This window comes from Duganella rhizosphaerae, from assembly GCF_040364205.1.
GTDB classification, from domain to species: domain Bacteria; phylum Pseudomonadota; class Gammaproteobacteria; order Burkholderiales; family Burkholderiaceae_D; genus Rugamonas; species Rugamonas rhizosphaerae.
Genome location: NZ_BPWK01000013.1, coordinates 61226 through 79304 on the forward strand (window position 1 = coordinate 61226; position 18079 = coordinate 79304).

General features: G+C 64.8%; 19 protein-coding genes and 2 riboswitches. Of the genes, 6 read left to right on the top strand and 13 right to left on the bottom strand.

What is annotated here, in order from left to right:
• Positions 1-13: 13 nt before the first annotated feature.
• From RUGAMON1_RS23930 to RUGAMON1_RS23940, 3 genes are all read right to left on the bottom strand, one after another.
• Positions 14-718, bottom strand: a complete 705-nt coding sequence (locus tag RUGAMON1_RS23930; RefSeq protein WP_445232872.1) for a PA4824 family protein — start codon at positions 716-718, stop codon at positions 14-16.
• Positions 719-785: 67 nt separating this feature from the next.
• Positions 786-1196, bottom strand: coding sequence for a cupin domain-containing protein (locus RUGAMON1_RS23935; RefSeq protein ID WP_445232873.1), 411 nt, complete (start codon positions 1194-1196; stop codon positions 786-788).
• A 67-nt stretch (positions 1197-1263) separates the two neighbouring features.
• Complete coding sequence (locus tag RUGAMON1_RS23940; RefSeq protein ID WP_445232874.1) at positions 1264-1593, bottom strand: DUF6677 family protein; 330 nt, start codon at positions 1591-1593, stop codon at positions 1264-1266.
• A gap of 88 nt (positions 1594-1681) precedes the next feature.
• On the opposite strand from RUGAMON1_RS23940, the gene RUGAMON1_RS23945 reads away from it, so the two are divergent.
• Genes RUGAMON1_RS23945 through RUGAMON1_RS23955 form a run of 3 tightly spaced genes read left to right on the top strand, consistent with a single transcriptional unit; the run spans position 1682 to position 4242 of the window.
• The gene (locus RUGAMON1_RS23945; RefSeq protein ID WP_445232875.1) at positions 1682-2119 is read left to right on the top strand and encodes a cache domain-containing protein; all 438 of its coding nucleotides are present in this window, start codon (positions 1682-1684) and stop codon (positions 2117-2119) included.
• A 9-nt stretch (positions 2120-2128) separates the two neighbouring features.
• Positions 2129-3757 (top strand): methyl-accepting chemotaxis protein, encoded by a 1629-nt coding sequence (locus RUGAMON1_RS23950; RefSeq protein WP_445232876.1) that lies wholly within the window; start codon positions 2129-2131, stop codon positions 3755-3757.
• Positions 3754-4242 carry a hypothetical protein gene (locus tag RUGAMON1_RS23955; protein WP_445232877.1) on the top strand — a complete coding sequence of 163 codons (489 nt, stop codon included), beginning with the start codon at positions 3754-3756 and terminating at the stop codon, positions 4240-4242. Before RUGAMON1_RS23950 ends, RUGAMON1_RS23955 begins: the two co-directional genes overlap by 4 nt.
• A 2-nt stretch (positions 4243-4244) precedes the next feature.
• On the opposite strand, the gene RUGAMON1_RS23960 is transcribed toward RUGAMON1_RS23955, so the two are convergent.
• The 6 genes from RUGAMON1_RS23960 to gcvT form a co-directional block, all read right to left on the bottom strand.
• Positions 4245-4676 (bottom strand): hypothetical protein, encoded by a 432-nt coding sequence (locus tag RUGAMON1_RS23960; RefSeq protein ID WP_445232878.1) that lies wholly within the window; start codon positions 4674-4676, stop codon positions 4245-4247.
• A 27-nt stretch (positions 4677-4703) separates the two neighbouring features.
• Positions 4704-4961, bottom strand: a complete 258-nt coding sequence (locus RUGAMON1_RS23965) for a hypothetical protein (RefSeq protein WP_445232879.1) — start codon at positions 4959-4961, stop codon at positions 4704-4706.
• Positions 4962-4972: 11 nt separating this feature from the next.
• Positions 4973-5257, bottom strand: coding sequence for an ArsR/SmtB family transcription factor (locus tag RUGAMON1_RS23970; RefSeq protein ID WP_229211406.1), 285 nt, complete (start codon positions 5255-5257; stop codon positions 4973-4975).
• Between the two features lie 192 nt (positions 5258-5449).
• Complete coding sequence (gene gcvP / locus RUGAMON1_RS23975) at positions 5450-8344, bottom strand: aminomethyl-transferring glycine dehydrogenase (RefSeq protein WP_445232880.1); 2895 nt, start codon at positions 8342-8344, stop codon at positions 5450-5452.
• Between the two features lie 97 nt (positions 8345-8441).
• Positions 8442-8822, bottom strand: a complete 381-nt coding sequence (gene gcvH / locus RUGAMON1_RS23980; protein ID WP_116988617.1) for a glycine cleavage system protein GcvH — start codon at positions 8820-8822, stop codon at positions 8442-8444.
• Positions 8823-8868: 46 nt separating this feature from the next.
• The gene (gcvT, locus tag RUGAMON1_RS23985; protein ID WP_445232881.1) at positions 8869-9990 is read right to left on the bottom strand and encodes a glycine cleavage system aminomethyltransferase GcvT; all 1122 of its coding nucleotides are present in this window, start codon (positions 9988-9990) and stop codon (positions 8869-8871) included.
• A 78-nt stretch (positions 9991-10068) separates the two neighbouring features.
• A riboswitch (glycine riboswitch) is annotated at positions 10069-10186 on the bottom strand.
• Between the two features lie 41 nt (positions 10187-10227).
• Positions 10228-10314, bottom strand: a riboswitch (glycine riboswitch).
• A 143-nt stretch (positions 10315-10457) separates the two neighbouring features.
• On the opposite strand from gcvT, the gene RUGAMON1_RS23990 reads away from it, so the two are divergent.
• Positions 10458-11018 (top strand): ATP-dependent Clp protease proteolytic subunit, encoded by a 561-nt coding sequence (locus RUGAMON1_RS23990; protein WP_332851591.1) that lies wholly within the window; start codon positions 10458-10460, stop codon positions 11016-11018.
• Positions 11019-11067: 49 nt separating this feature from the next.
• Here the strand turns inward: RUGAMON1_RS23990 and RUGAMON1_RS23995 are convergent, their stop codons facing one another.
• Complete coding sequence (locus RUGAMON1_RS23995) at positions 11068-11277, bottom strand: hypothetical protein (protein ID WP_445232882.1); 210 nt, start codon at positions 11275-11277, stop codon at positions 11068-11070.
• A 157-nt stretch (positions 11278-11434) separates the two neighbouring features.
• Positions 11435-13165 (bottom strand): methyl-accepting chemotaxis protein, encoded by a 1731-nt coding sequence (locus RUGAMON1_RS24000; protein WP_445232883.1) that lies wholly within the window; start codon positions 13163-13165, stop codon positions 11435-11437.
• A gap of 229 nt (positions 13166-13394) precedes the next feature.
• Between RUGAMON1_RS24000 and RUGAMON1_RS24005 the strand changes: the two genes are divergently transcribed.
• Positions 13395-15962, top strand: coding sequence for a DUF1631 family protein (locus RUGAMON1_RS24005; RefSeq protein WP_445232884.1), 2568 nt, complete (start codon positions 13395-13397; stop codon positions 15960-15962).
• Positions 15963-15976: 14 nt separating this feature from the next.
• Here RUGAMON1_RS24005 and RUGAMON1_RS24010 read toward each other — a convergent pair whose 3' ends face one another.
• Positions 15977-16633, bottom strand: coding sequence for a LysE family translocator (locus RUGAMON1_RS24010; protein WP_445232885.1), 657 nt, complete (start codon positions 16631-16633; stop codon positions 15977-15979).
• 21 nt (positions 16634-16654) lie between these two features.
• Positions 16655-17278 (bottom strand): glutathione S-transferase family protein, encoded by a 624-nt coding sequence (locus tag RUGAMON1_RS24015; RefSeq protein ID WP_445232886.1) that lies wholly within the window; start codon positions 17276-17278, stop codon positions 16655-16657.
• A 144-nt stretch (positions 17279-17422) separates the two neighbouring features.
• On the opposite strand from RUGAMON1_RS24015, the gene RUGAMON1_RS24020 reads away from it, so the two are divergent.
• Positions 17423-18052, top strand: coding sequence for a phosphatase PAP2 family protein (locus tag RUGAMON1_RS24020; RefSeq protein ID WP_445232887.1), 630 nt, complete (start codon positions 17423-17425; stop codon positions 18050-18052).
• Positions 18053-18079: the final 27 nt, after the last annotated feature.

Here is an 18079-nt window from a genome sequence, read left to right on the forward strand (position 1 = left end):
CTGAAGCCGGGCCTTAGTGGGACTGGAACACCAGTCCCACTGTGACCACCGGTTCGCCGCCGCCGCGCGCCAGCCGCCGGCCCCAGGTGGCGTCGATCTGCAGGCGGTCCGGGATCAGCGCGCGGGCGAGGCCGAACTGGTAGCGCGAGCCGCTGTGCTGGCGGCCGAACACTTCGGCCGTCAAGGCGTGGCGCTGGTCCAGCCTGAACTGGGCGCCGCCGCCCCAGGTGGCGTGGTGACGGCGGCTGCTCTCTCCATGCATCACGCCGGCGTTCAAATGCAGCAGCACGGCGTCGTCGCGCAACGACAGGCTGAGCGGGACGTTGAGCGACAAGTCGCCGTCGCCACTGCTGCCGGCGCGGAACTGGTCGGCCAGCACCAAGCCCAGGCCCCAGCCGTTGGTCTCCAGCGGTTTGAACACGGTCTTGGCCTGCAGCCGGAAGTGATGCGTGGTCTGGCTGCGCGGGCCGGACGTGTCGTCGGCCCAGGCGCCGCCGATCGCCAGCTCCCAATCGCCGCCGACGTTGCAGGCAGGGGTGGCCCAGTATTCGGACAGGTGGTCGGCGCGCAGCGCGTAGGTCTCCAGCTGGCATAATCCGGGAGCGGCAATGGCGGCGTCGTCGACCGTCATCGGACGGCCGGCGTGGGCGGCGGGGCAGGCCAGCAGGCCGGCCAGCAGGCAAGCGGCTGCGCGGGCCGGGAGTGGCGCAAAAGTCATCGGTGCTCAGTTTTCAACGAGGGCGTAGATGGCCACTCTAACGCCCGCAGATGAAATCGTGATGACACTACTTGGCCGGCGTGGCCAGCGGCTTGCCTTTCTCGACCACGTACACGCCGACCAGCTTGAGCTGGCCCTTGCCGACGTTGATGGCGTCGTGGATGGTGCCGGCCGGGATCACGAAGGCTTCGCCGGCCTTGACCCGGCGCGGGTCTTCGCCGTCGATGCGCAATTCGCCTTCGCCTTCCATCACGTAGCTGATTTCGTCGCCGGGATGCGAGTGGCGGCCGGCGGTGGCGCCGGCGTCCAGTTCGACCCTGGCGACGACCGCCTCGCGGCCCGGCACGGAAACGTCGGCTTTCTGGACCACGGTGCGGCGGATGGCGGAGGCTTGAGCGTGGACCGCGCCGGCGCTGACGGCAAGCAGCAGGGCGGCGATGGCGGGCAGGGTGTGGCGGGCGAACGAGACAGGTGGCATGGCGCATCCTTTCTGGTAAGTGGCTGCGCCGGGAGGGCGCCAGCCGATTGTACGCCCACGCGTAGCGCTAGCGGTGGCGTCCCAGCCACAGCGCATCGGCCACCGAACCGATCCAGCAGACGATGCAGACCAGCGCCGCCAGGTTGGTGGCCGGATTGTCGATGCCGGAGCTGTGCACGCGCTCGATGATCAGCAGCGGATCGAGTGGCAGCTTGCCGCTGTTGATTTCGGTGACCAGCGTATCGGCCAGAACCAGCGTGGAGCGCAGCAGGTAGCCGGCCGCCAGCAGCGTCGGCACGATGAACAGCAGGCCGCGTGTACCGCGGCGCAGGGCCAGGTGGCCCAGGCCGGGAAATACCAGCGCCGAGATGAGTGCGGCCTTGATCGATGCTTTCATGAACTTCCTGTGGTTGGCCTTGACTAAGCGCAAGATTGCGCCGCTGCATGCGGCGTAGATTACAACATCTTACCTGCCGGAGTGAATCATGCGCGCTTTATTCTGTATCGCCCTGTTGATGTGCTCTGTGTGCGTGCACGCCGCCTCCAATGAGAAAGATGCGGTCGCGCTGGCCGAGAAGGGGGCGCAGTTCTTGCGCGCGCACGGCAAGGCCGAGATGATCGCCCGCATCAACCGCAAGGACCCGGAATTCAACCAGGGCGCCTTGTACCTGGCCATGCGCGACCTGGACGGCATCACGGTGGCCCACCCGACCACCGCGCTGATCGGCAAGAACCTGCTGGATGTGCCGGACGCCGACGGCAAGCCGTTCCGCCAGGAGATGCTGGCGCTGGCCAAGGGCAAGGGCTCCGGCTGGGTCGACTACAAGTTCCGCAATCCGCAAACGGGCAAGGTGGAAGCCAAGAGCACCTACGTGTTGCGGGTCGGGGACGTATCGCTGGAAGCCGGCATCTACAAGCACTAAACCGTGGACATGCTCAGCAAACTGCGAATAGGACCCAAGCTGCTGCTGGCGCCTGGAGTGGTGCTGATCCTGCTGATCGCGCTGTCGGCGGGCGCCTTCGTCGGATTGGTGCGGCAAAACCACCGCCTGGACGACATGGTGCAGCAGCGCGCCGTGCGGCTCAAGGCGGCGGCCGACCTGGTGGCGGGCGCCAACCGCGCGCACACCGAGATCTACCAGCTGCTCACCTGGATCAACGCCAGCTTCTCGCCGGCGCGCATCGACGCGCTGGTGCGCGACATCCACGCCCGCCACGCCACGCTGGACCGCCAGTTCGCGCAGCTGGAGATGACGACCCAGGGCGATCCGGCCGAGCGCCGCTTCGTCGCCCAATCGCAGGCGGCGCATACCTTGTACGTGAAGGCGATCGGCGACGTCATCGAGTTGAGCATGGCCGATCAATCGATGGCGACCAACGCGATGTCCAAGGCCGAGCGGGCGTTCGACGTGGTGGCGCGGCGGCTGGAGGAGTTGTCGCGGCTGGAGCAGGCGCTCAGCGCGCGCGCCTACAACGACGCCGAGGCCGAGTTCAAAACGCTGTCGACCGTGATGCCGGCGGTGGTGGTGCTGTCGATCACGCTGTCGCTGCTGGTGACGATGGCGGTGCGGCGGGCGATGCTGAAGGAGGTGAGCGAAATCGGCGCGGCCGCCATCGACCTGGCCGAGGGTAACCTGACGGTGAAGAACCGGGTCTACGGCAAGGACGAAATCGCCGAGACCTCGCGCGCGCTGGACACCAGCATCCGCAACCTGAACACCACGCTGAAGACCATCCTGGCGTCGGCGCAGTCGATCGACACCGCCTCGCGCGAGATCGCGCAGGGCAACGTCGACCTGACCCAGCGCACCGAGGCGCAGGCCAGCACGCTGGAGGAGGCCAGCAGCTCGATGCAGGAGCTCAGCGCCACCGTCACCCAGACCGCCAACAACGCGCAGCTGGCCAACCAGCTGGCGCGCTGCGCCACCAACTTCGCGGTGCGCGGCGGCAGCGTGGTGCAGCGGCTGGTGGTGACGATGGCGGCGATACGCGGCAGTTCGCGCAAGGTGGTGGAGATCGTCGGCGTCATCGACGGCATCGCCTTCCAGACCAATCTGCTGGCCTTGAACGCCGCGGTGGAGGCGGCGCGCGCGGGCGAGCATGGCGAGGGTTTCGCGCAGGTGGCGGGCGAGGTGCGCACGCTGGCGCAGCGTTCGGCCACGGCGGCGCAGGAGATCAAGGCCTTGATCGCCGAGTCGGTGGCGGAGATCGAAGGCGGCAGCCGCTCGGTGGAGGAAGCCGGCAGCAGCATGGCGGAGATCGTGGCGTCGGTGCAGCAGGTGGGTGATATCATCGACCAGGTCAGCGCCGCCAGCGCGGTGCAGGCGCAGGGCTTGCAGGGCATGCACCAGGCCATCGTCGAGATGGACCAGGTGACGCAGCAGAAGCTGGCGCTGGTGGAACAAGCCGCCAGCGCGGCATCGAGCTTGCAGCGGCAGGCGGTCAATCTATCGGAGGCGGTGGCGATGTTCAAACTGGATGAAGGCATGGAGCCGCCCCCCAAACTTCCCGACGGCTCCCCCCGCGTCGTGCGCCTGCGACTGGCGTCGGTGCGTAATTGAGCGGCAGGCGAAAGCTCGCAGCGGCCTTCGTTGTTGCGGTAAGCCTGCTGGTCTGCTTTTGGCTCGGCGAGCACAATACAGATCTGCTACCAGTCCACCACTTGCTGGCTGCGGTGCCTGCCGCGGTGATCCTGCCGTTCCTGCTATGGCGGCGGAGTCGATTGGCGGGGATGCTTGCGTCGCCTGCGATCATCGCCGCAGCCGTCGCTGTGTGGATGGGAGGTGCGGCAGAGGGGGCTCGCGCTTTTAACGAATGTGTTGTCCATGGCGAAGAGGTGCGTGTGTTGCTGACCCAGTACCGTGCCGCACATGGGCGCTATCCTGCCAGGCTTTCGGAGTTGCATGCTCGCTTGCCCGGTGAGCTATTCTTTCCACCTCATGTCCTGCATTACGAGCTCACCGCCAGCGGCTACCGCCTTGGGTTCGGCGATTGGCTGGTAAGCCATGAGGCGACCGAATCAGACGCGTTCATGGCTCACAAATAAACTTAGGCTCCCTGACGGCTGGCCGGATTGGCGCTGGACCAGCGGTCGCCGGATTGGCGCAGGTATTTCTTGAAGACGTAACCCCACGGCATGGCGATCGGGATGATGATCACGACCAGGCATTGCATGAAGACTTCCATCGTGTCCGCGTCCATCGTACCGGAGCGCCACGCCGGCACGACGACTACCAGCGTCCAGATGGTCTTCCACAACAGTTCCCACAGCAGCACCGGCAGCATCTGCAGCGGATAGCGCACGCCCAACGCACACAAGGCACCGAACGCCGCCATCATGCAATTGACCACGCCTCCCATCAGGCTCCACGGCTTGTCATGGTGAAGCACGCCAGGCCAGATCACCAGACCCAGACCCACGGCGATAATCAGATATACAGCTCGCAGCATATACAGACGTACTAATGAAACTTCGTTCATTTTGCGGCTCCTGGTAGTGGCAAGGGATTACTCGACTTCCTTCAAAATCCTTTCGATTGCCGTAACGCGCGATTTCAACTCCGACAAGGTGGCATCCATGGATGCCAGCGAGGCGGCAGCTTCGGTGTGCGCCGCCACGGCCTTCTCGGCGATCACGCGATAAGCCTCTTCGTGGGAAAACCGCAGTTTGGCCTGCTGGATGGCCGAAAAGTGGCGCATCGCCGCAACCACCACGATCGCCAGCAACGGCAGACCGATCGTCAAAAGATATACGTGTTCGTCCATAATTGTCTCGATTATTCAGGGTTGGTGGACAGCGACTTGGCCGCTTCGGCGATCGCCGCCGGAGTCAGTTCGAAGTCGAAGTTGGTTACGTCAAAATAGTTCAGCGCCTTGCCGTCCGCCGACAGTTCCATCACGCTGGCGACCAGGCCGGCATCCTCCAGCTTCTGCAAGTGCAGATGCAGCAAAGGGCGACTGATGCCCAGCTCGCGCGCCAACTGGCTCACATAATTGCGTCCGCCGGACTTCAGCATCGCGATGATGCGCAGGCGGTGCGGGTTGGACAGCGCCGCAAGCATGCTCAACAATTGATCTCCACTGGGAGTTGGCTTTTTCGATTTCATGTGTAAAGAATATCTGACATGTGAAATGAAGTCAACCACATAGGATTAAAATTTATCCGGCATAAAAAAACGCAGGCCGAACCGGGTGGTTCGCCTGCGTTCTTCAGATAGCGCGGCGAACCGCGCGTCCCTCAGTTACTTATACGCTTACTCGTAGTCGCTCATCGGCGCGCAGCCGCAGAACAGGTTACGGTCGCCGTAGACGTTGTCGGCGCGGCCGACCGGCGGCCAGTACTTCTGCTTGCGCAGCGACGGCACTGGATAGGCCGCCACTTCGCGGCTGTACTTGCGCTCCCACTTGTCGGCGGTCAGCACCTCGGCGGTGTGCGGCGCGAACTTGAGCGGGTTGTCCAGCTTGTCGAACTCGCCGCTTTCCACCTTGGCGATCTCGCCGCGGATGGCGATCATCGCATCGATGAAGCGGTCCATCTCGACCTTCGATTCGCTTTCGGTCGGCTCGATCATCAGCGTGCCCGGTACCGGGAAGCTCATGGTCGGCGCGTGGAAGCCGAAGTCCATCAAGCGCTTGGCCACGTCTTCGTTGCTGATGCCGGTGGCATCCTGCAGCGGACGCAGGTCGATGATGCACTCGTGCGCCACCAGGCCGTCGTGGCCCGAGTACAGCACAGGGAAGTGCGGCGACAGGCGGCGCGCGATGTAGTTGGCGTTCAGGATCGCGGTTTCGGTCGCGGCGGTCAGGCCTTCCGCGCCCATCATCGCGATGTACATCCACGAAATCGGCAGGATGCTGGCCGAACCGTACGGCGCGGCGCTGACCGAACCGATGCCGGCGTTGTCGCGGATGTAGCCGTTCGAACGCTGGTTAGGCAGGAACTTCGCCAGGTGAGCGCCGACGCCGATAGGACCGACGCCAGGACCGCCACCACCGTGAGGAATGCAGAAGGTCTTGTGCAGGTTCAGGTGCGAGACGTCGCCGCCGAACGAGCCAGGAGCCGCCACGCCGACCAGCGCGTTCATGTTGGCGCCGTCGATGTAGACCTGGCCGCCGTGGCCGTGGACGATTTCGCACAGTTCCTGGATGCCTTCTTCGAACACGCCGTGGGTCGATGGGTAGGTCACCATCACGCAGGCCAGGTTCTTCGAGTGCTGTTCGGCTTTCGCCTTCAGGTCGGCCAGGTCGACGTTGCCGCTGGCGTCGCAGGCGGTCACCACCACCTGCATGCCGACCATATTGGCCGATGCCGGGTTGGTGCCGTGCGCCGACGATGGGATCAGGCAGATGTTGCGATGGCCTTCGCCGCGCGACTGGTGGTAAGCCTGGATCACCAGCAGACCGGCGTACTCGCCCTGCGAACCGGCGTTAGGCTGCAGCGAGACAGCGGCGTAGCCGGTCAGCGCGCACAGCATTTCTTCCAGCTGCGAGATCATTTCGCGGTAGCCGACGGTTTGCGCGTCCGGCGCGAACGGGTGGATGTTGGAGAACTCGGGCCAGGTGACCGGGATCATCTCGGACGTCGCGTTCAGCTTCATGGTGCACGAACCCAGCGGGATCATGGTGCGGTCCAGCGCCAGGTCCTTGTCCGCCAGGCTGCGCAGGTAGCGCAGCATTTCGGTTTCGGAGTGGTAGCGGTTGAAGACCGGGTGGCTCAGGTACTCGCTGGTACGCGACAGCGCGGCCGGGAAGGCCTCTGCAACGGCAGCTTCCACGCCATCGAAGTCCGGGCCGTGGGCCGGGCCGCCGACCGGGTGCGCGAACACGGTCCACAGCAGCGCGATGTCTTCGCGGCTGGTGGTTTCGTCCAGCGATACGCCGACGTGGGTGGCGTCGATCACGCGCAGGTTGACGCCGTGCGAGTGAGCCGACGCATGCAGCTGCTCGGCGTTCTTGACGGCGACGGTCAGCGTGTCGAAGAAGGTCTCGTTGGTGACGGTGTAGCCCAGCGATTTCAGGTTGGTTGCCAGCACGCCGGTGTAGCGGTGCACGCGCTGGGCGATCTGCAGCAGGCCTTTCGGACCGTGGTAGACGGCGTACATCGACGCCATCACCGCCAGCAGCACCTGTGCGGTGCAGATGTTGGAGGTGGCTTTTTCGCGGCGGATGTGCTGCTCGCGGGTTTGCAGCGCCAGGCGGTAGGCCTTGTTGCCCTGGGCGTCGATGGTGACGCCGACCAGGCGGCCGGACATGCTGCGCTTGAATTCGTCGCGGGTCGACAGGTAGCCTGCGTGCGGGCCGCCAAAGCCCAGCGGTACGCCGAAGCGCTGGCTGTTACCAACCACCACGTCCGCGCCCCATTCGCCCGGAGGCGTCAGCATGGTCAGCGCCAGCAGGTCGGCGGCGACCACCACCATCGCGCCCTTGGCCTTGACGGCTTCAACGCCGGCCTTGTAGTCGCGCACCACGCCGTTCACGCCCGGGTACTGCAGCAGCACGCCGAAGCATTCGCCGACGGCGGACAGTTCGGCCGGGTGGAAGGTCTTCACTTCGATGCCCAGCGGCTTGGCGCGGGTCTCGACCACTTCGCGGGTTTGCGGCAGCACGTCGTCGGCCACGTAGAACACCATCGATTTCGATTTGCCCACGCGCTGGATCAGCGTCATCGCTTCGGCGGCGGCCGTGCCTTCGTCCAGCATCGACGCGTTGGCGATGCCCATGCCGGTCAGGTCGGTGATGGTTTGCTGGAAGTTCAGGATCGCTTCCAGGCGGCCTTGCGAAATCTCCGGCTGGTACGGGGTGTAGGCGGTGTACCAGGCCGGGTTTTCGAAGATGTTACGCAGCACCACGCCAGGCGTGACGGTGTTGTAGTAGCCCTGGCCGATCAGCGACTTGAGCACCTTGTTCTTCGAGGCGATCTTTTTCAGCTTGGACAGCGCTTCCTGTTCCGGCATCGGCTGCGAGTACGCGCCCAGCGGCAGTGCGCCTTTGTTGCGGATGTTGGATGGGACCAGGGCGTCGATCAGGGCTGCGCGCGAGGCGTAGCCGAGTACCGACAGCATGGCTTCCTGTTCTGCGGCGTCAGGGCCGATGTGGCGGGCGATGAAGGCGTCGCGGGCTTCGAGTTGGGTCAGGCTGGAGCGGGTCATGATTTGTCAGGGCCGAAAAGAGAGTACGGACGGGGCGCGCGCACCCCGTGCTTTTGGGGTCTGACCCCGTGGGGTCAGACCCCGGCGTGCGGGGTGCTTACGCTTCGGTGGTTTTACCGTAGGCGGCGGCGTCCAGCAGGCCGTTGATCGCGGCGGCGTCGGCCGGCTTGATCTTGAACAGCCAGTTGGCGTAGGCGTCGGCGTTGATCGACTCAGGCGTGTTGACCACGTCGTCGTTGACGGCAACCACTTCGCCGGCGATCGGCGCGTAGATGTCGCTGGCCGCTTTGACCGATTCCACCACTGCGGCGTCGTCGCCGGCGCCGTAGGTCGTGCCGACTTTTGGCAGTTCGACGAAGACGATATCGCCCAGCGCATCCTGTGCGAACTCGGTGATGCCGACGGTGACGGTGCCGTCAGCTTCAGCGCGTACCCATTCGTGGGATTCGGTGTACTTCAGGTCGGCAGGAATGTTCATGTAAGGCTCCAGAAGGGTGATGGGGTGATATGAATATAAACAGCGATTAAACAGCCAGGATTTTACCGTTGCGCACGAACGGCAGCTTGACCACCGACGCGGCCAGTTTCTTGTCGCGGATCTCGACGTGCACGGTGTCGCCGACGGCCACGCCGTTGGGCACGCGCGCCAGCGCGATCGCCTGCTGCATCGACGGGCTAAAGGTGCCGCTGGTGATCTCGCCGGTGGCGTCGGTGCCGGCCACGACCACCTTCTGGTGGGCGCGCAGCACGCCGCCTTTTTCGCGCAGGATCAGGCCGACGAACTGGGCGTTCTGGCCCATCGCCTGCAGCGCCGCCTTGCCGATGAAATCGCGCTCGGACACCAGGTCGATGGTCCAGGCCAGGCCGGCGTCCAGTGGATTGACGGTTTCGTCCATGTCCTGGCCGTACAGGTTCATGCCGGCTTCCAGGCGCAGCGTGTCGCGCGCGCCAAGGCCGGCCGGCTTGACGCCCGCTGCGACCAGCGCGTTCCACAGGTTCTCGGCCTGCTCGGCGGCGACGCCGATTTCAAAGCCGTCCTCGCCGGTGTAGCCGGTGCGGGCGATCATCGCCTCGCCAAAGGTCGGGCTCTGCGCGAAGGCGACGTTGAATGGCTTCATGTCGGCCGTGCCTTCTTTCGATTCCGGAATGACTTGCCACACCTTGGCGCGGGCGTTCGGGCCCTGCACGGCGATCAAGGCCATAGCGTTGGCGCCATCGCGGCGCTGGGTGATGGTCAGGCCGGCGTTGGTGGCGGCGTTGTGCTGCTGCATCCAGGCCACGTCTTTTTCGGCGGTGCCGGCGTTGACCACCAGGCGGAACCAGCTCTCGTTGATGAAGTAGACGATCAGGTCGTCGATCACGAAGCCCTGCGGGTTCAGCATGCAGGAGTACAGCGCCTTGCCCGATACCTGCAGCTTGTCGACGTTGTTGGCCAGCAGGCCGCGCAGGAAGCCGCGCACGTTGTCGCCCTTGATGTCGACCACGCACATGTGGGCGACGTCGAACATGCCGACGTCGGTGCGCACGGCGTTGTGTTCTTCGATCTGGGAGCCGTAGTTGACCGGCATGTCCCAGCCGCCGAAATCGACCATCTTGGCGCCGGCTGCGCGGTGGGCATTATTGAGTGGGGTGGCTTTAAGCGTCATAATTCCTCGGTCCAAATCGAATAGGGGTTAACAGAACATACAAGGAAACGCTCAACAAAAGCTGATTCCACAATGATCGCAGACCCCTCTGTCCTTGGTACCTGAGAGATTACGGGAGGAGGCTGGCTCCTGGTTCCCGTGCGCCCCTTCGGTGGGCCGCCAGCTTGCGCCGCGGCCGCTCTCCAGAGTTGGTCCAGTTGGCATCCCGTCGAATGATTCCATCCGACGGCCGCGCTGGTCCCTTGATCGGTCCTTTTGCCTGAGAGTTTTTGGGTAGTGCCCCTTCGGCGGCAAAGCTGGTTTGCCCTCTCCCGATCAAGACTCGGGAATATATGTCAGAAGTACCTTGTTGTCAATCTGCAGTCCCATTTCAGAGGGACGCGACCGTCGCACGAATGAAATGCAATAATAAGGCCCGAAAGACAACTATTTGCTAGAATAAATCACACTTATTCAAGAGCCCAGCCATGAGCCAAGATTCCACCACTTACGAGGGCCACGCGTGGTTCACCCTGTCCGGCGATGTCAACAGCGACATGGTGCGCCGCGTCTTTGACGCGGTCGCCGATATGACCGAGGACCGCATCACCACCGCCCACATCCTGATCCAGTCCAACGGCGGTTACGTCAGCGACGGCATTTGCCTGTACAACTACCTGAGCAAGCTGCCGATCAAGATCATCACCTACAACGCCGGCGCAGTGGCATCGATCGCGGTGATCCTGTTCCTGGCCGGCGCCGAACGCTACGCCAGCGACACGGCGCGCTTCATGGTGCACAAGTCGCACGCCAGCGCGCCGCACGGCGCCCGTCCGGACGCGCTGCGCATCATCGTCGAAGGCTTGCAGGCCGACGACGCCCGCACCGAACAGATCCTGCGCGACCATGTGCAGTTCAGCGACGAGCACTGGCGCATCCATGAGTACTCGGACCTGCACCTGACGGCGGCCGAAGGCTTGAAAGTGGGGATGGTCAATGCGGTGAAGGATTTCGTGCCGCCGCGCGGACAGAGGGTGACGAACATTTGACAAGGTTGCGGCGCCCGGTGACGGCGCCGCAAGGACCGCGCTGGCCTACTTAGCGGTCTTTATTGCCGGATTGCTTGTTGGCGTCGTTTTTGTGGCTTTGACGGCCGGCCTCCACGTGCTGCTCATGAGTGCCGCCCTGGGTGCCGCTGCCGCTGCTGCTGCCGCGCGAGCCGCCGGACGAGCCCTGGCCTCCCGATTGCTTGCTGCTGCCCTGATCCGAGCCTTGCTTGCTACTGCCACCTTTTTGATTCGTGCTCATGTCGATTCCTTTACGAAAGTGAAAGAACGTACTTGCCAGAACCGTGCCGGCGCTTGCATTCCGGCGCGTTTTTGGTATCGCAATGATGCGGGCTCGATCCGGTGATCGCTATCGGAATTTCTCTTGGTGGCGTGTAGGAGTACGCCTTGCCGGCCCCTTAAAATTCCTCCCATTCCACTTCCTTGCTGCGGTGGCCGCCCTGTGGCGCACGAGCGGCGGGCGCGGCTGCTTTGGCTTTGCTGCACGCCGCTGGCCGCCGTCCGCCGACAGCGTCCGCTTGTGCCATGCGCGTCGCCGGCGCAGCGAGCCCGGCAACGGCCACCAGGGCAGGGGCCGGCGCCGCCTCGCCCTGGGCGGAAAATACGCCGATCGCCTCGTTCAGCTTGCCGGTCTCGGCCTGCATCGCCGCCGTTGCCGAGGCCGCCTGCTCGACCAGCGCGGCGTTCTGCTGGGTGGCCTGGTCCATCTCCGCCACCGCCTGGTTGACCTGCTCCAGTCCGGCGGTCTGCTCGGCGCTGGCGTCGGCGATCTCGCCGATCAGACCGGTCACGCGCTTGACGCTGCCGACCACCTCGTCCATCGTGTTGCGCGCCTGGTCGGCCAATTGGGTGCCGCGCGCCACCTTGTCGACCGAATCGGCGATCAGTTCCTTGATCTCCTTGGCGGCCGCCGCGCTGCGCTGCGCCAGGTTGCGCACTTCCGACGCCACCACCGCGAAGCCGCGCCCCTGTTCGCCGGCGCGGGCAGCCTCCACCGCGGCATTCAAGGCCAGGATATTGGTCTGGAAGGCGATGCCATCGATGACGCCGATAATCTCGGCGATCTTGCGCGAGCTGTCGTTGATGGACGCCATCGTCCCCACTACCTGCTCGACGTCGGCGCCGCCGCGCAGCGCCACGGCGGACGCCGACAGCGCCAGCTGGTTGGCCTGCATCGCGTGCTCGGCGTTTTGCTTGACGGTGGCCGTCAGCTGCTCCATCGACGACGCGGTTTCCTCCAGCGACGCGGCCTGTTGCTCGGTGCGGGTCGACAGGTTCAGATTGCCCTCGGCGATCTCGCGCGCGGCGCCGTCGATGGCGCGGGCGCCTTGCTGCACCTGGCCGATGATGCCCAGCAAGCTGTCGTTCATATGCTGCATCGCTTGCAGCAGCTTGCCGGTCTCGTTGTTGCCGGTAGCGCCGATGTGTGTGCTGAGGTCGCCATCGGAGATGCGCTGGGCCGCCTGCATCGCCCGCTGCAACGGCGCCGAGATCGAACGAGCCAACCACAGCGCCAGCAGCGCGCCGCCGAAGACCGCCATGCCCAGCGTGCTCAGCGTGATCAAGCGGGCGCCGTCGTACAGTTCGTCGGCCGCGCGCGCCGCCTGCTGGCTGCCGGCCATCTGCGCCGCCAGCAGCTTGTCGAGCTGGCCGTTGACGGCGTCCAGCGTCTGTTGCGAGCGGCCCTTGAGCAGGGCTGCGGCCTCGTCCTTCTTGCCACCGGCGGCGAGGGCGATCATGCGCTCGTGCTCGGTGGCGTAGTCGGCTGCCAGGCGCAGCAGTTCCGTGCCTTGCGGCGGTTGCTGCGGCCCCGCCAGCAGGCGCGCCACCTGGCCGGCATGGTCGCGCACGGCGGCGTGGGCCACGGCCAGCTTGCGCTCGGCATCGGCGATGCTGTCCTTGTCGCCGATCACCACATGTTCCAGCTTGCGCTCCTCCAGCAAATCGTTGCGCAACGACAGCACTGCTATAGTCTGTGGCAGCCATTTGTCGGACAATTCCGAGGACGCGTCGTCGATGTGGCCCATGCGGGCCAGGGCGCTCAGGCCCAGCAGGGTAGTCAGGCCCAGCAGGGCGGCGAAGGCGGCCAGCAGCTTGCTGGAGGTTTCCAGGTTATGCAGGAATTTCATGGCGGAGACTCGCTGGCGACGGAGGGAAATTGTTATGTTAGAGAAACTTCAATCTTGTCCTTTGCGCCCCGTCAACACTGGGTTTCATGCCATAAAAGTTGTGGGGAAACAGAAAATACCCGGAAAAATACGCGAAATATTGCACAGTCTTTCCTTTCCGGTATTGCCTTGTGGAAAGAATGTGTAAGAATGTCGTAAACGGACTCCCTTATCAAAAGCAGGCCACATCATGGTTGCAACTTCCACAACACCCGCATCGCCGAAAAAGACGGTCTCGCCGCGGCATGCCTTGTTGGAAGAGTTGATCGGCATCGCCACCAAGCATGCCAGCGACCAGTACCTGGACCTGGCGACCCGCTTGGCCGGGGCGCTGATCGACGCCACCGGCGGCGATCCGCGCACCATGCAGCAGCGCATCCGCGCCGGCAACCAGCTGCGCAACCGCAACTTCGCCTTCCTGCATCTGGCCTCGAGCACCTTGGAGAAGGCGCTGCGGCGCGAGCTCGCCGAGTTGTCGCCGACGGTCAAGGGCAAGCCGCGCGAAGCCGAGCAGCCGCTGTCGCTGGTGCCGTTCGAGGAGATGGACAACAAGGTCGCGCTCAGCGGCGTCAGCAAGCCGTTCGAGAGCTTGTACTCCGACCAGTTGCAAACGCTGAACGTGCGCCTGGCGTTCCTGTTGGATCGCGATATTTTGCGCGTCAGCCAGAACCCGTTCCGGCCCGACGTGTTCCTGGTCGCCTTGCAGCAGGCCTGGACCGAATTCGATACCGAGGCCGAAGCCGCGTCGCTGTTGCAGCCGCTAATCAAGCCGGGCATGTTCATCGAACTGGGCCCGATGCTGGACGCCTTGAACCTGGCCTTGCAGAGCAAGGGCGTGTTGCCCGGTTCGGTGGACGGCCATAAGGGACGCAAGGCGGACAAAGCCAAGGCCGCGGCGCCGTCGCGCGTGCGCGGCAATCAGGCGGCGCTGGCCCAGCAGTTGCGGCAGTTCTTTGCCTCCAGCGATGTGGAGGGTTCCGCTGCGGGCGCCATCGTCGACAACATCGCCGATGGCTTGATGTATGGCGTAGACCTGAGCATTCCCGACCTGCCGATGTCGGCGCTGAACGCCGGCGCGGCCTGGGTGCCGAATGCCGGCGACGGCGCGCATGGCGCGGCGCCAGCCGCTGCGCACGGCGTCATGGCGGTTGCGCAAGGCGCTCCGGGTGCGATGACGATGGCTCCGGGTTTTGCGGCCGCGGTTGCTGGTGCGCCAGCCGTCGTTGCAGGCGGATTCGCTCCCGCCGGCGGCGTCTGGGTGCAAGGCGCCGCGCAAGGCGTGCTGCCTGGCGCACTGAGCAACGAAGACGCGCAGCGCCTGTCGCAGATCGGCGCCAAGCAGCCGCTGCTGGCGTATCTGGCGCAGCTGCAAAAAGCCGTGCCATACGAATCCATCGGCACGCTGGGCACGGTGGCCGGCATCGCTACCGGACCGGTGAGCGCCGGCCAGGCCGCCGTCGATGCCGCACCGGCGGCGGGCGGCAACGTCTTCTACCTGCCGAACATCAAAGCCAGCATGCCGCAGGGCAGCCTGTCGCGTACCGACGAAAGCACCATCGATTTGCTGTCGGCGATCTTCGACACCGTTTTCCACGACCAGAACATCTCGCAGGAAATCCGCGACCTGATTCGCTTCCTGCAAATCCCGGTGCTGAAAGCCGCGCTGGTCGACAAGAATTTCTTCTTCCAGGAAGCCCATCCGGCGCGCCGCCTGATCGACCTGCTGTCGCGCATGGGCTGGGAGCAGCGCAAGGGGCCGGAAGATCCGTTGTTCCAGGCGATGCAGCGCAGCGTGGACCGTGTGGGCCGCGATTACGATCATGAGTTGTCGGTCTTCACCGAAGCGGTCAACGAGCTGGAAGCGTCGATCCAGGCCGAGGAGCGCGCCGCCGCCACCGCCATCGCCGAGCCCATCGCCGCCGCGCTGAAGCAGGAACGCATGGCCGAATCGAGCAAGCTGGCCAAGAACGCCGTGGCGCTGCGCATCGGCACCGGCGAAGTGATCGCCGTGGTGGAAGCCTTCCTCGAACAGCGCTGGGTGTCGGTGCTGACCATCGCCTACAGCATCGAGGACGACAAGCCGGGCGCCGTCAACAACGCCACCAAGACCATGGACGACCTGATCTGGAGCGTGCGCCCCAAGCTCAACGCCGATGAGCGCAAGCAGCTGATCGCCAAGCTGCCGGTGCTGTTGACCACGCTGAACAAATGGCTGGACATCATCAAGTGGCAGGATGCCGACCGTCTGCAATTCTTTGCCGAGCTGGCCGAGTGCCACGCCTCCATCGTGCGCGCGCCGCTGGAGATGTCGGCGGAACGCCAGCTGGAAATTTCGATGCAGGTGGCGCAGCAGGCGGCCGAGCGGCGCCTGGAGCTGCAAGCCAAAGCCGACGCGGCCGCCAGGGCGGAAGCCGAAGCGCGCGCCCAACAGCAGCCCGATCCCGAAGAGGAAGACGCCGCCATCGAAGTCGACAGCCTGACGCGCGGCATGTGGCTGGAGTTCGAGCAGGAGGGCGGCGGCAGCCGCAAGGTCAAGCTGGCGTGGATCAGTCCGCTGCGCACGCTGTACATCTTCTCGACGGCGGCGCGGCAGGAAGCGTTCTCGATGTCCGGCGAACAGCTGGCCAAGCGCTTCCTCGAACAGACCGTGCAAGTGGTGCGCAGCGAAGGCGTGGTCGCCGTCGCGCTGTCGCAGGCGCTGGCCCGCAGCGCCGACAACGACGCCTCCATCGACCCGCCAGCCTCGGCGTTCGGTTAAGTCCTTTCGCCGTTTTACTTCGAGTTCGTCAAGGTCAGCAGGGCACCGCCCATGCCGACGAAGATCACGCCGGTGGTGCGCTTCGCCAGGCGGGTGCGGGCGACGCTTTGTTTGACGCTGCGCTTCAGCCACGACGCGCAGGCCACGTAGAAGAAGTGCGACAACAAGGTGCAGCTGGTGAAGGTCGACGTCAGCAGCAGGAAGCGCACCGGGTCCACATGATCCGGCGGCATGAACTGCGGGAACACGGCGGTGAAAAACAAAATCGCCTTCGGATTGCTCACCGCCACCAGCAGGCCGGCGCGGAAGGTGCTCAGGCGGCTGGCTTCGGCCGCGTCCGGCGCCGCGGCCGTCGAGGCGGCGGTCTCCGCCGTTTCAGTCACCAGGCTGGCGTGGCGCCAGGCCTTGATGCCCAGGTAAATCAGGTAGGCCGCGCCGGCCACCTTCAGCGCGCCGAACGCCAGCGCCGACGTCTTCAGCAACAAGCCCAGGCCGGCCACCGCCGTGGTCGCCACGATGAACACGCCCAGCGCATTGCCGGCGGAACTGTAGAGCGCGCGCCGCGGGCCCATGGTGGTCGCGGTCGAGATCGCCATCAGCACGCCCGGTCCGGGGCTGAACGCCGCCGCCAGGGAAACCGATAAGAACAACAGCCAGGTCGATACAGTCATTGCTAACTCCAAAAGTAAGTGTCAGGGGAGGCCGTTGCAGCCGTGGGTGCGAAAGCCGTCGCGCTCGCTCAAGCGGGCAAACCAGGCGTCGACGGCTGCCAGGCTGGGCCGCGCCATCGGCATCGCGCGCCAGCGGTTGGCCGACAGTCCGAGCACGATGTCGGCCAGGGTCATCACTTCGCCGCAGACGAACGGCCCGGAGGCCACCAGCTGCGCGTCCAGCATGCCCATCAGGCGGTTCCATTCCGCCACGCTGGCCACCAGCGCCGCCGCATCGCCATGCGCGGGACTCTGCCGTATCATCGCCATGAAGGCGTAGCGCCAGGCGTTGTTCAGTTCGGTGGCCTGCCAGTCCATCCATTTTTCCACCTGGGCGCGCGCCATCGGCTCTGCCGGCAACAGGTCGGTGCGTCCATGTTTGCCCGCCAGGTAGCGGCAGATGGTGTTCGATTCCCACAGGCTCTGGCCGTCGTCGATGATGACCGGCACCATGCCGTTCGGATTCATGCGCAGGAATTCCGGCGTGGTGGTCGGCTGGAAGCCGCTGCCGTATTCTTCCAGGCGGTAATCGAGACCGATTTCCGCGCACGTCCACAAGACCTTGCGGACGTTGATGGAGGAGGATTTGCCGAGTATGGTGAGCATGACAACAGTATGCCACGCCCCGCCGGAACGCGTCGGGCACCCTCCGATTTTGCTCCAGATCTATTGTTGCATGGCAATTTTCGATAGAATGCGCCTGCATGTGTTTTAATGACGCGGTGCAAAACAACGATGGGGCGCTTTTAGATGATGATGTGGTGGCACGGTTTGAGTGTGACGGGGAGTCTGGCGGTAACCGGGCCAATTGGAATCGCGATCGCCGTCTGGCTGCTGGCGGGTAAGTCCTGGCGTCTGACGGCGGCTTGGTGCGTGCTGTTCGGCATCGGCATGGCGCTGGTCGTGGCCACCAAGATGGCCTTCGTCGGTTGGGGGCTGGGCGTGGAGTCGGTGGAATTCGCCGGCTTCAGCGGCCATGCGATGCGCGCCGCCGCCGTGTTCCCAGTCGCCTTTTACCTGGCCTTCCGCTCGTCGCCGCCGCAATGGCGCGTGCTGGGCACTTTGCTGGGCGTGCTGCTGGCGGTGCTCATCGCCATCTCCCGCGTCTACGTGCAGGCCCATTCGGTGTCCGAGTCGGTGACCGGCTGCCTGCTCGGCCTGGCCGTGGCGGCGGTGTTCATCTGGTACGCCAGCACCGAGCACCACATGGCGCTGAGCCGGCTGCTGGTGGTGCTGTGCATTCCCGTCGTGCTGATCGCGCCGCGCGTGGAGCCGGTGCCGGCCGAAATGTGGATCACCAAGGCGGCGCTCTGGATGTCCGGCCACGACAAACCTTATACCCGTGCCATTTGGCGTGAACCCAAATCCCCGTTACGATAGGCGCATACCCGGTCCATGACGCGTTTT

What these genes read in the sequence shown, in the direction of transcription:
- gcvH (WP_116988617.1), bottom strand. Translation starts at nt 8,822, where the DNA reads ATGAACATTCCTGCCGACCTGAAGTACACCGAATCCCACGAATGGGTA.
- RUGAMON1_RS23995 (WP_445232882.1), bottom strand. Translation starts at nt 11,277, where the DNA reads ATGAGCACGAATCAAAAAGGTGGCAGTAGCAAGCAAGGCTCGGATCAG.
- RUGAMON1_RS24005 (WP_445232884.1), top strand. Translation starts at nt 13,395, where the DNA reads ATGGTTGCAACTTCCACAACACCCGCATCGCCGAAAAAGACGGTCTCG.
- RUGAMON1_RS24010 (WP_445232885.1), bottom strand. Translation starts at nt 16,633, where the DNA reads ATGACTGTATCGACCTGGCTGTTGTTCTTATCGGTTTCCCTGGCGGCG.
- RUGAMON1_RS23935 (WP_445232873.1), bottom strand. Translation starts at nt 1,196, where the DNA reads ATGCCACCTGTCTCGTTCGCCCGCCACACCCTGCCCGCCATCGCCGCC.
- RUGAMON1_RS23990 (WP_332851591.1), top strand. Translation starts at nt 10,458, where the DNA reads ATGAGCCAAGATTCCACCACTTACGAGGGCCACGCGTGGTTCACCCTG.
- RUGAMON1_RS23950 (WP_445232876.1), top strand. Translation starts at nt 2,129, where the DNA reads ATGCTCAGCAAACTGCGAATAGGACCCAAGCTGCTGCTGGCGCCTGGA.
- RUGAMON1_RS24000 (WP_445232883.1), bottom strand. Translation starts at nt 13,165, where the DNA reads ATGAAATTCCTGCATAACCTGGAAACCTCCAGCAAGCTGCTGGCCGCC.
- RUGAMON1_RS24020 (WP_445232887.1), top strand. Translation starts at nt 17,423, where the DNA reads ATGATGATGTGGTGGCACGGTTTGAGTGTGACGGGGAGTCTGGCGGTA.
- RUGAMON1_RS23965 (WP_445232879.1), bottom strand. Translation starts at nt 4,961, where the DNA reads ATGGACGAACACGTATATCTTTTGACGATCGGTCTGCCGTTGCTGGCG.
- RUGAMON1_RS23930 (WP_445232872.1), bottom strand. Translation starts at nt 718, where the DNA reads ATGACTTTTGCGCCACTCCCGGCCCGCGCAGCCGCTTGCCTGCTGGCC.
- RUGAMON1_RS23970 (WP_229211406.1), bottom strand. Translation starts at nt 5,257, where the DNA reads ATGCTTGCGGCGCTGTCCAACCCGCACCGCCTGCGCATCATCGCGATG.
- RUGAMON1_RS23960 (WP_445232878.1), bottom strand. Translation starts at nt 4,676, where the DNA reads ATGAACGAAGTTTCATTAGTACGTCTGTATATGCTGCGAGCTGTATAT.
- RUGAMON1_RS23940 (WP_445232874.1), bottom strand. Translation starts at nt 1,593, where the DNA reads ATGAAAGCATCGATCAAGGCCGCACTCATCTCGGCGCTGGTATTTCCC.
- gcvP (WP_445232880.1), bottom strand. Translation starts at nt 8,344, where the DNA reads ATGACCCGCTCCAGCCTGACCCAACTCGAAGCCCGCGACGCCTTCATC.
- RUGAMON1_RS24015 (WP_445232886.1), bottom strand. Translation starts at nt 17,278, where the DNA reads ATGCTCACCATACTCGGCAAATCCTCCTCCATCAACGTCCGCAAGGTC.
- RUGAMON1_RS23945 (WP_445232875.1), top strand. Translation starts at nt 1,682, where the DNA reads ATGCGCGCTTTATTCTGTATCGCCCTGTTGATGTGCTCTGTGTGCGTG.
- gcvT (WP_445232881.1), bottom strand. Translation starts at nt 9,990, where the DNA reads ATGACGCTTAAAGCCACCCCACTCAATAATGCCCACCGCGCAGCCGGC.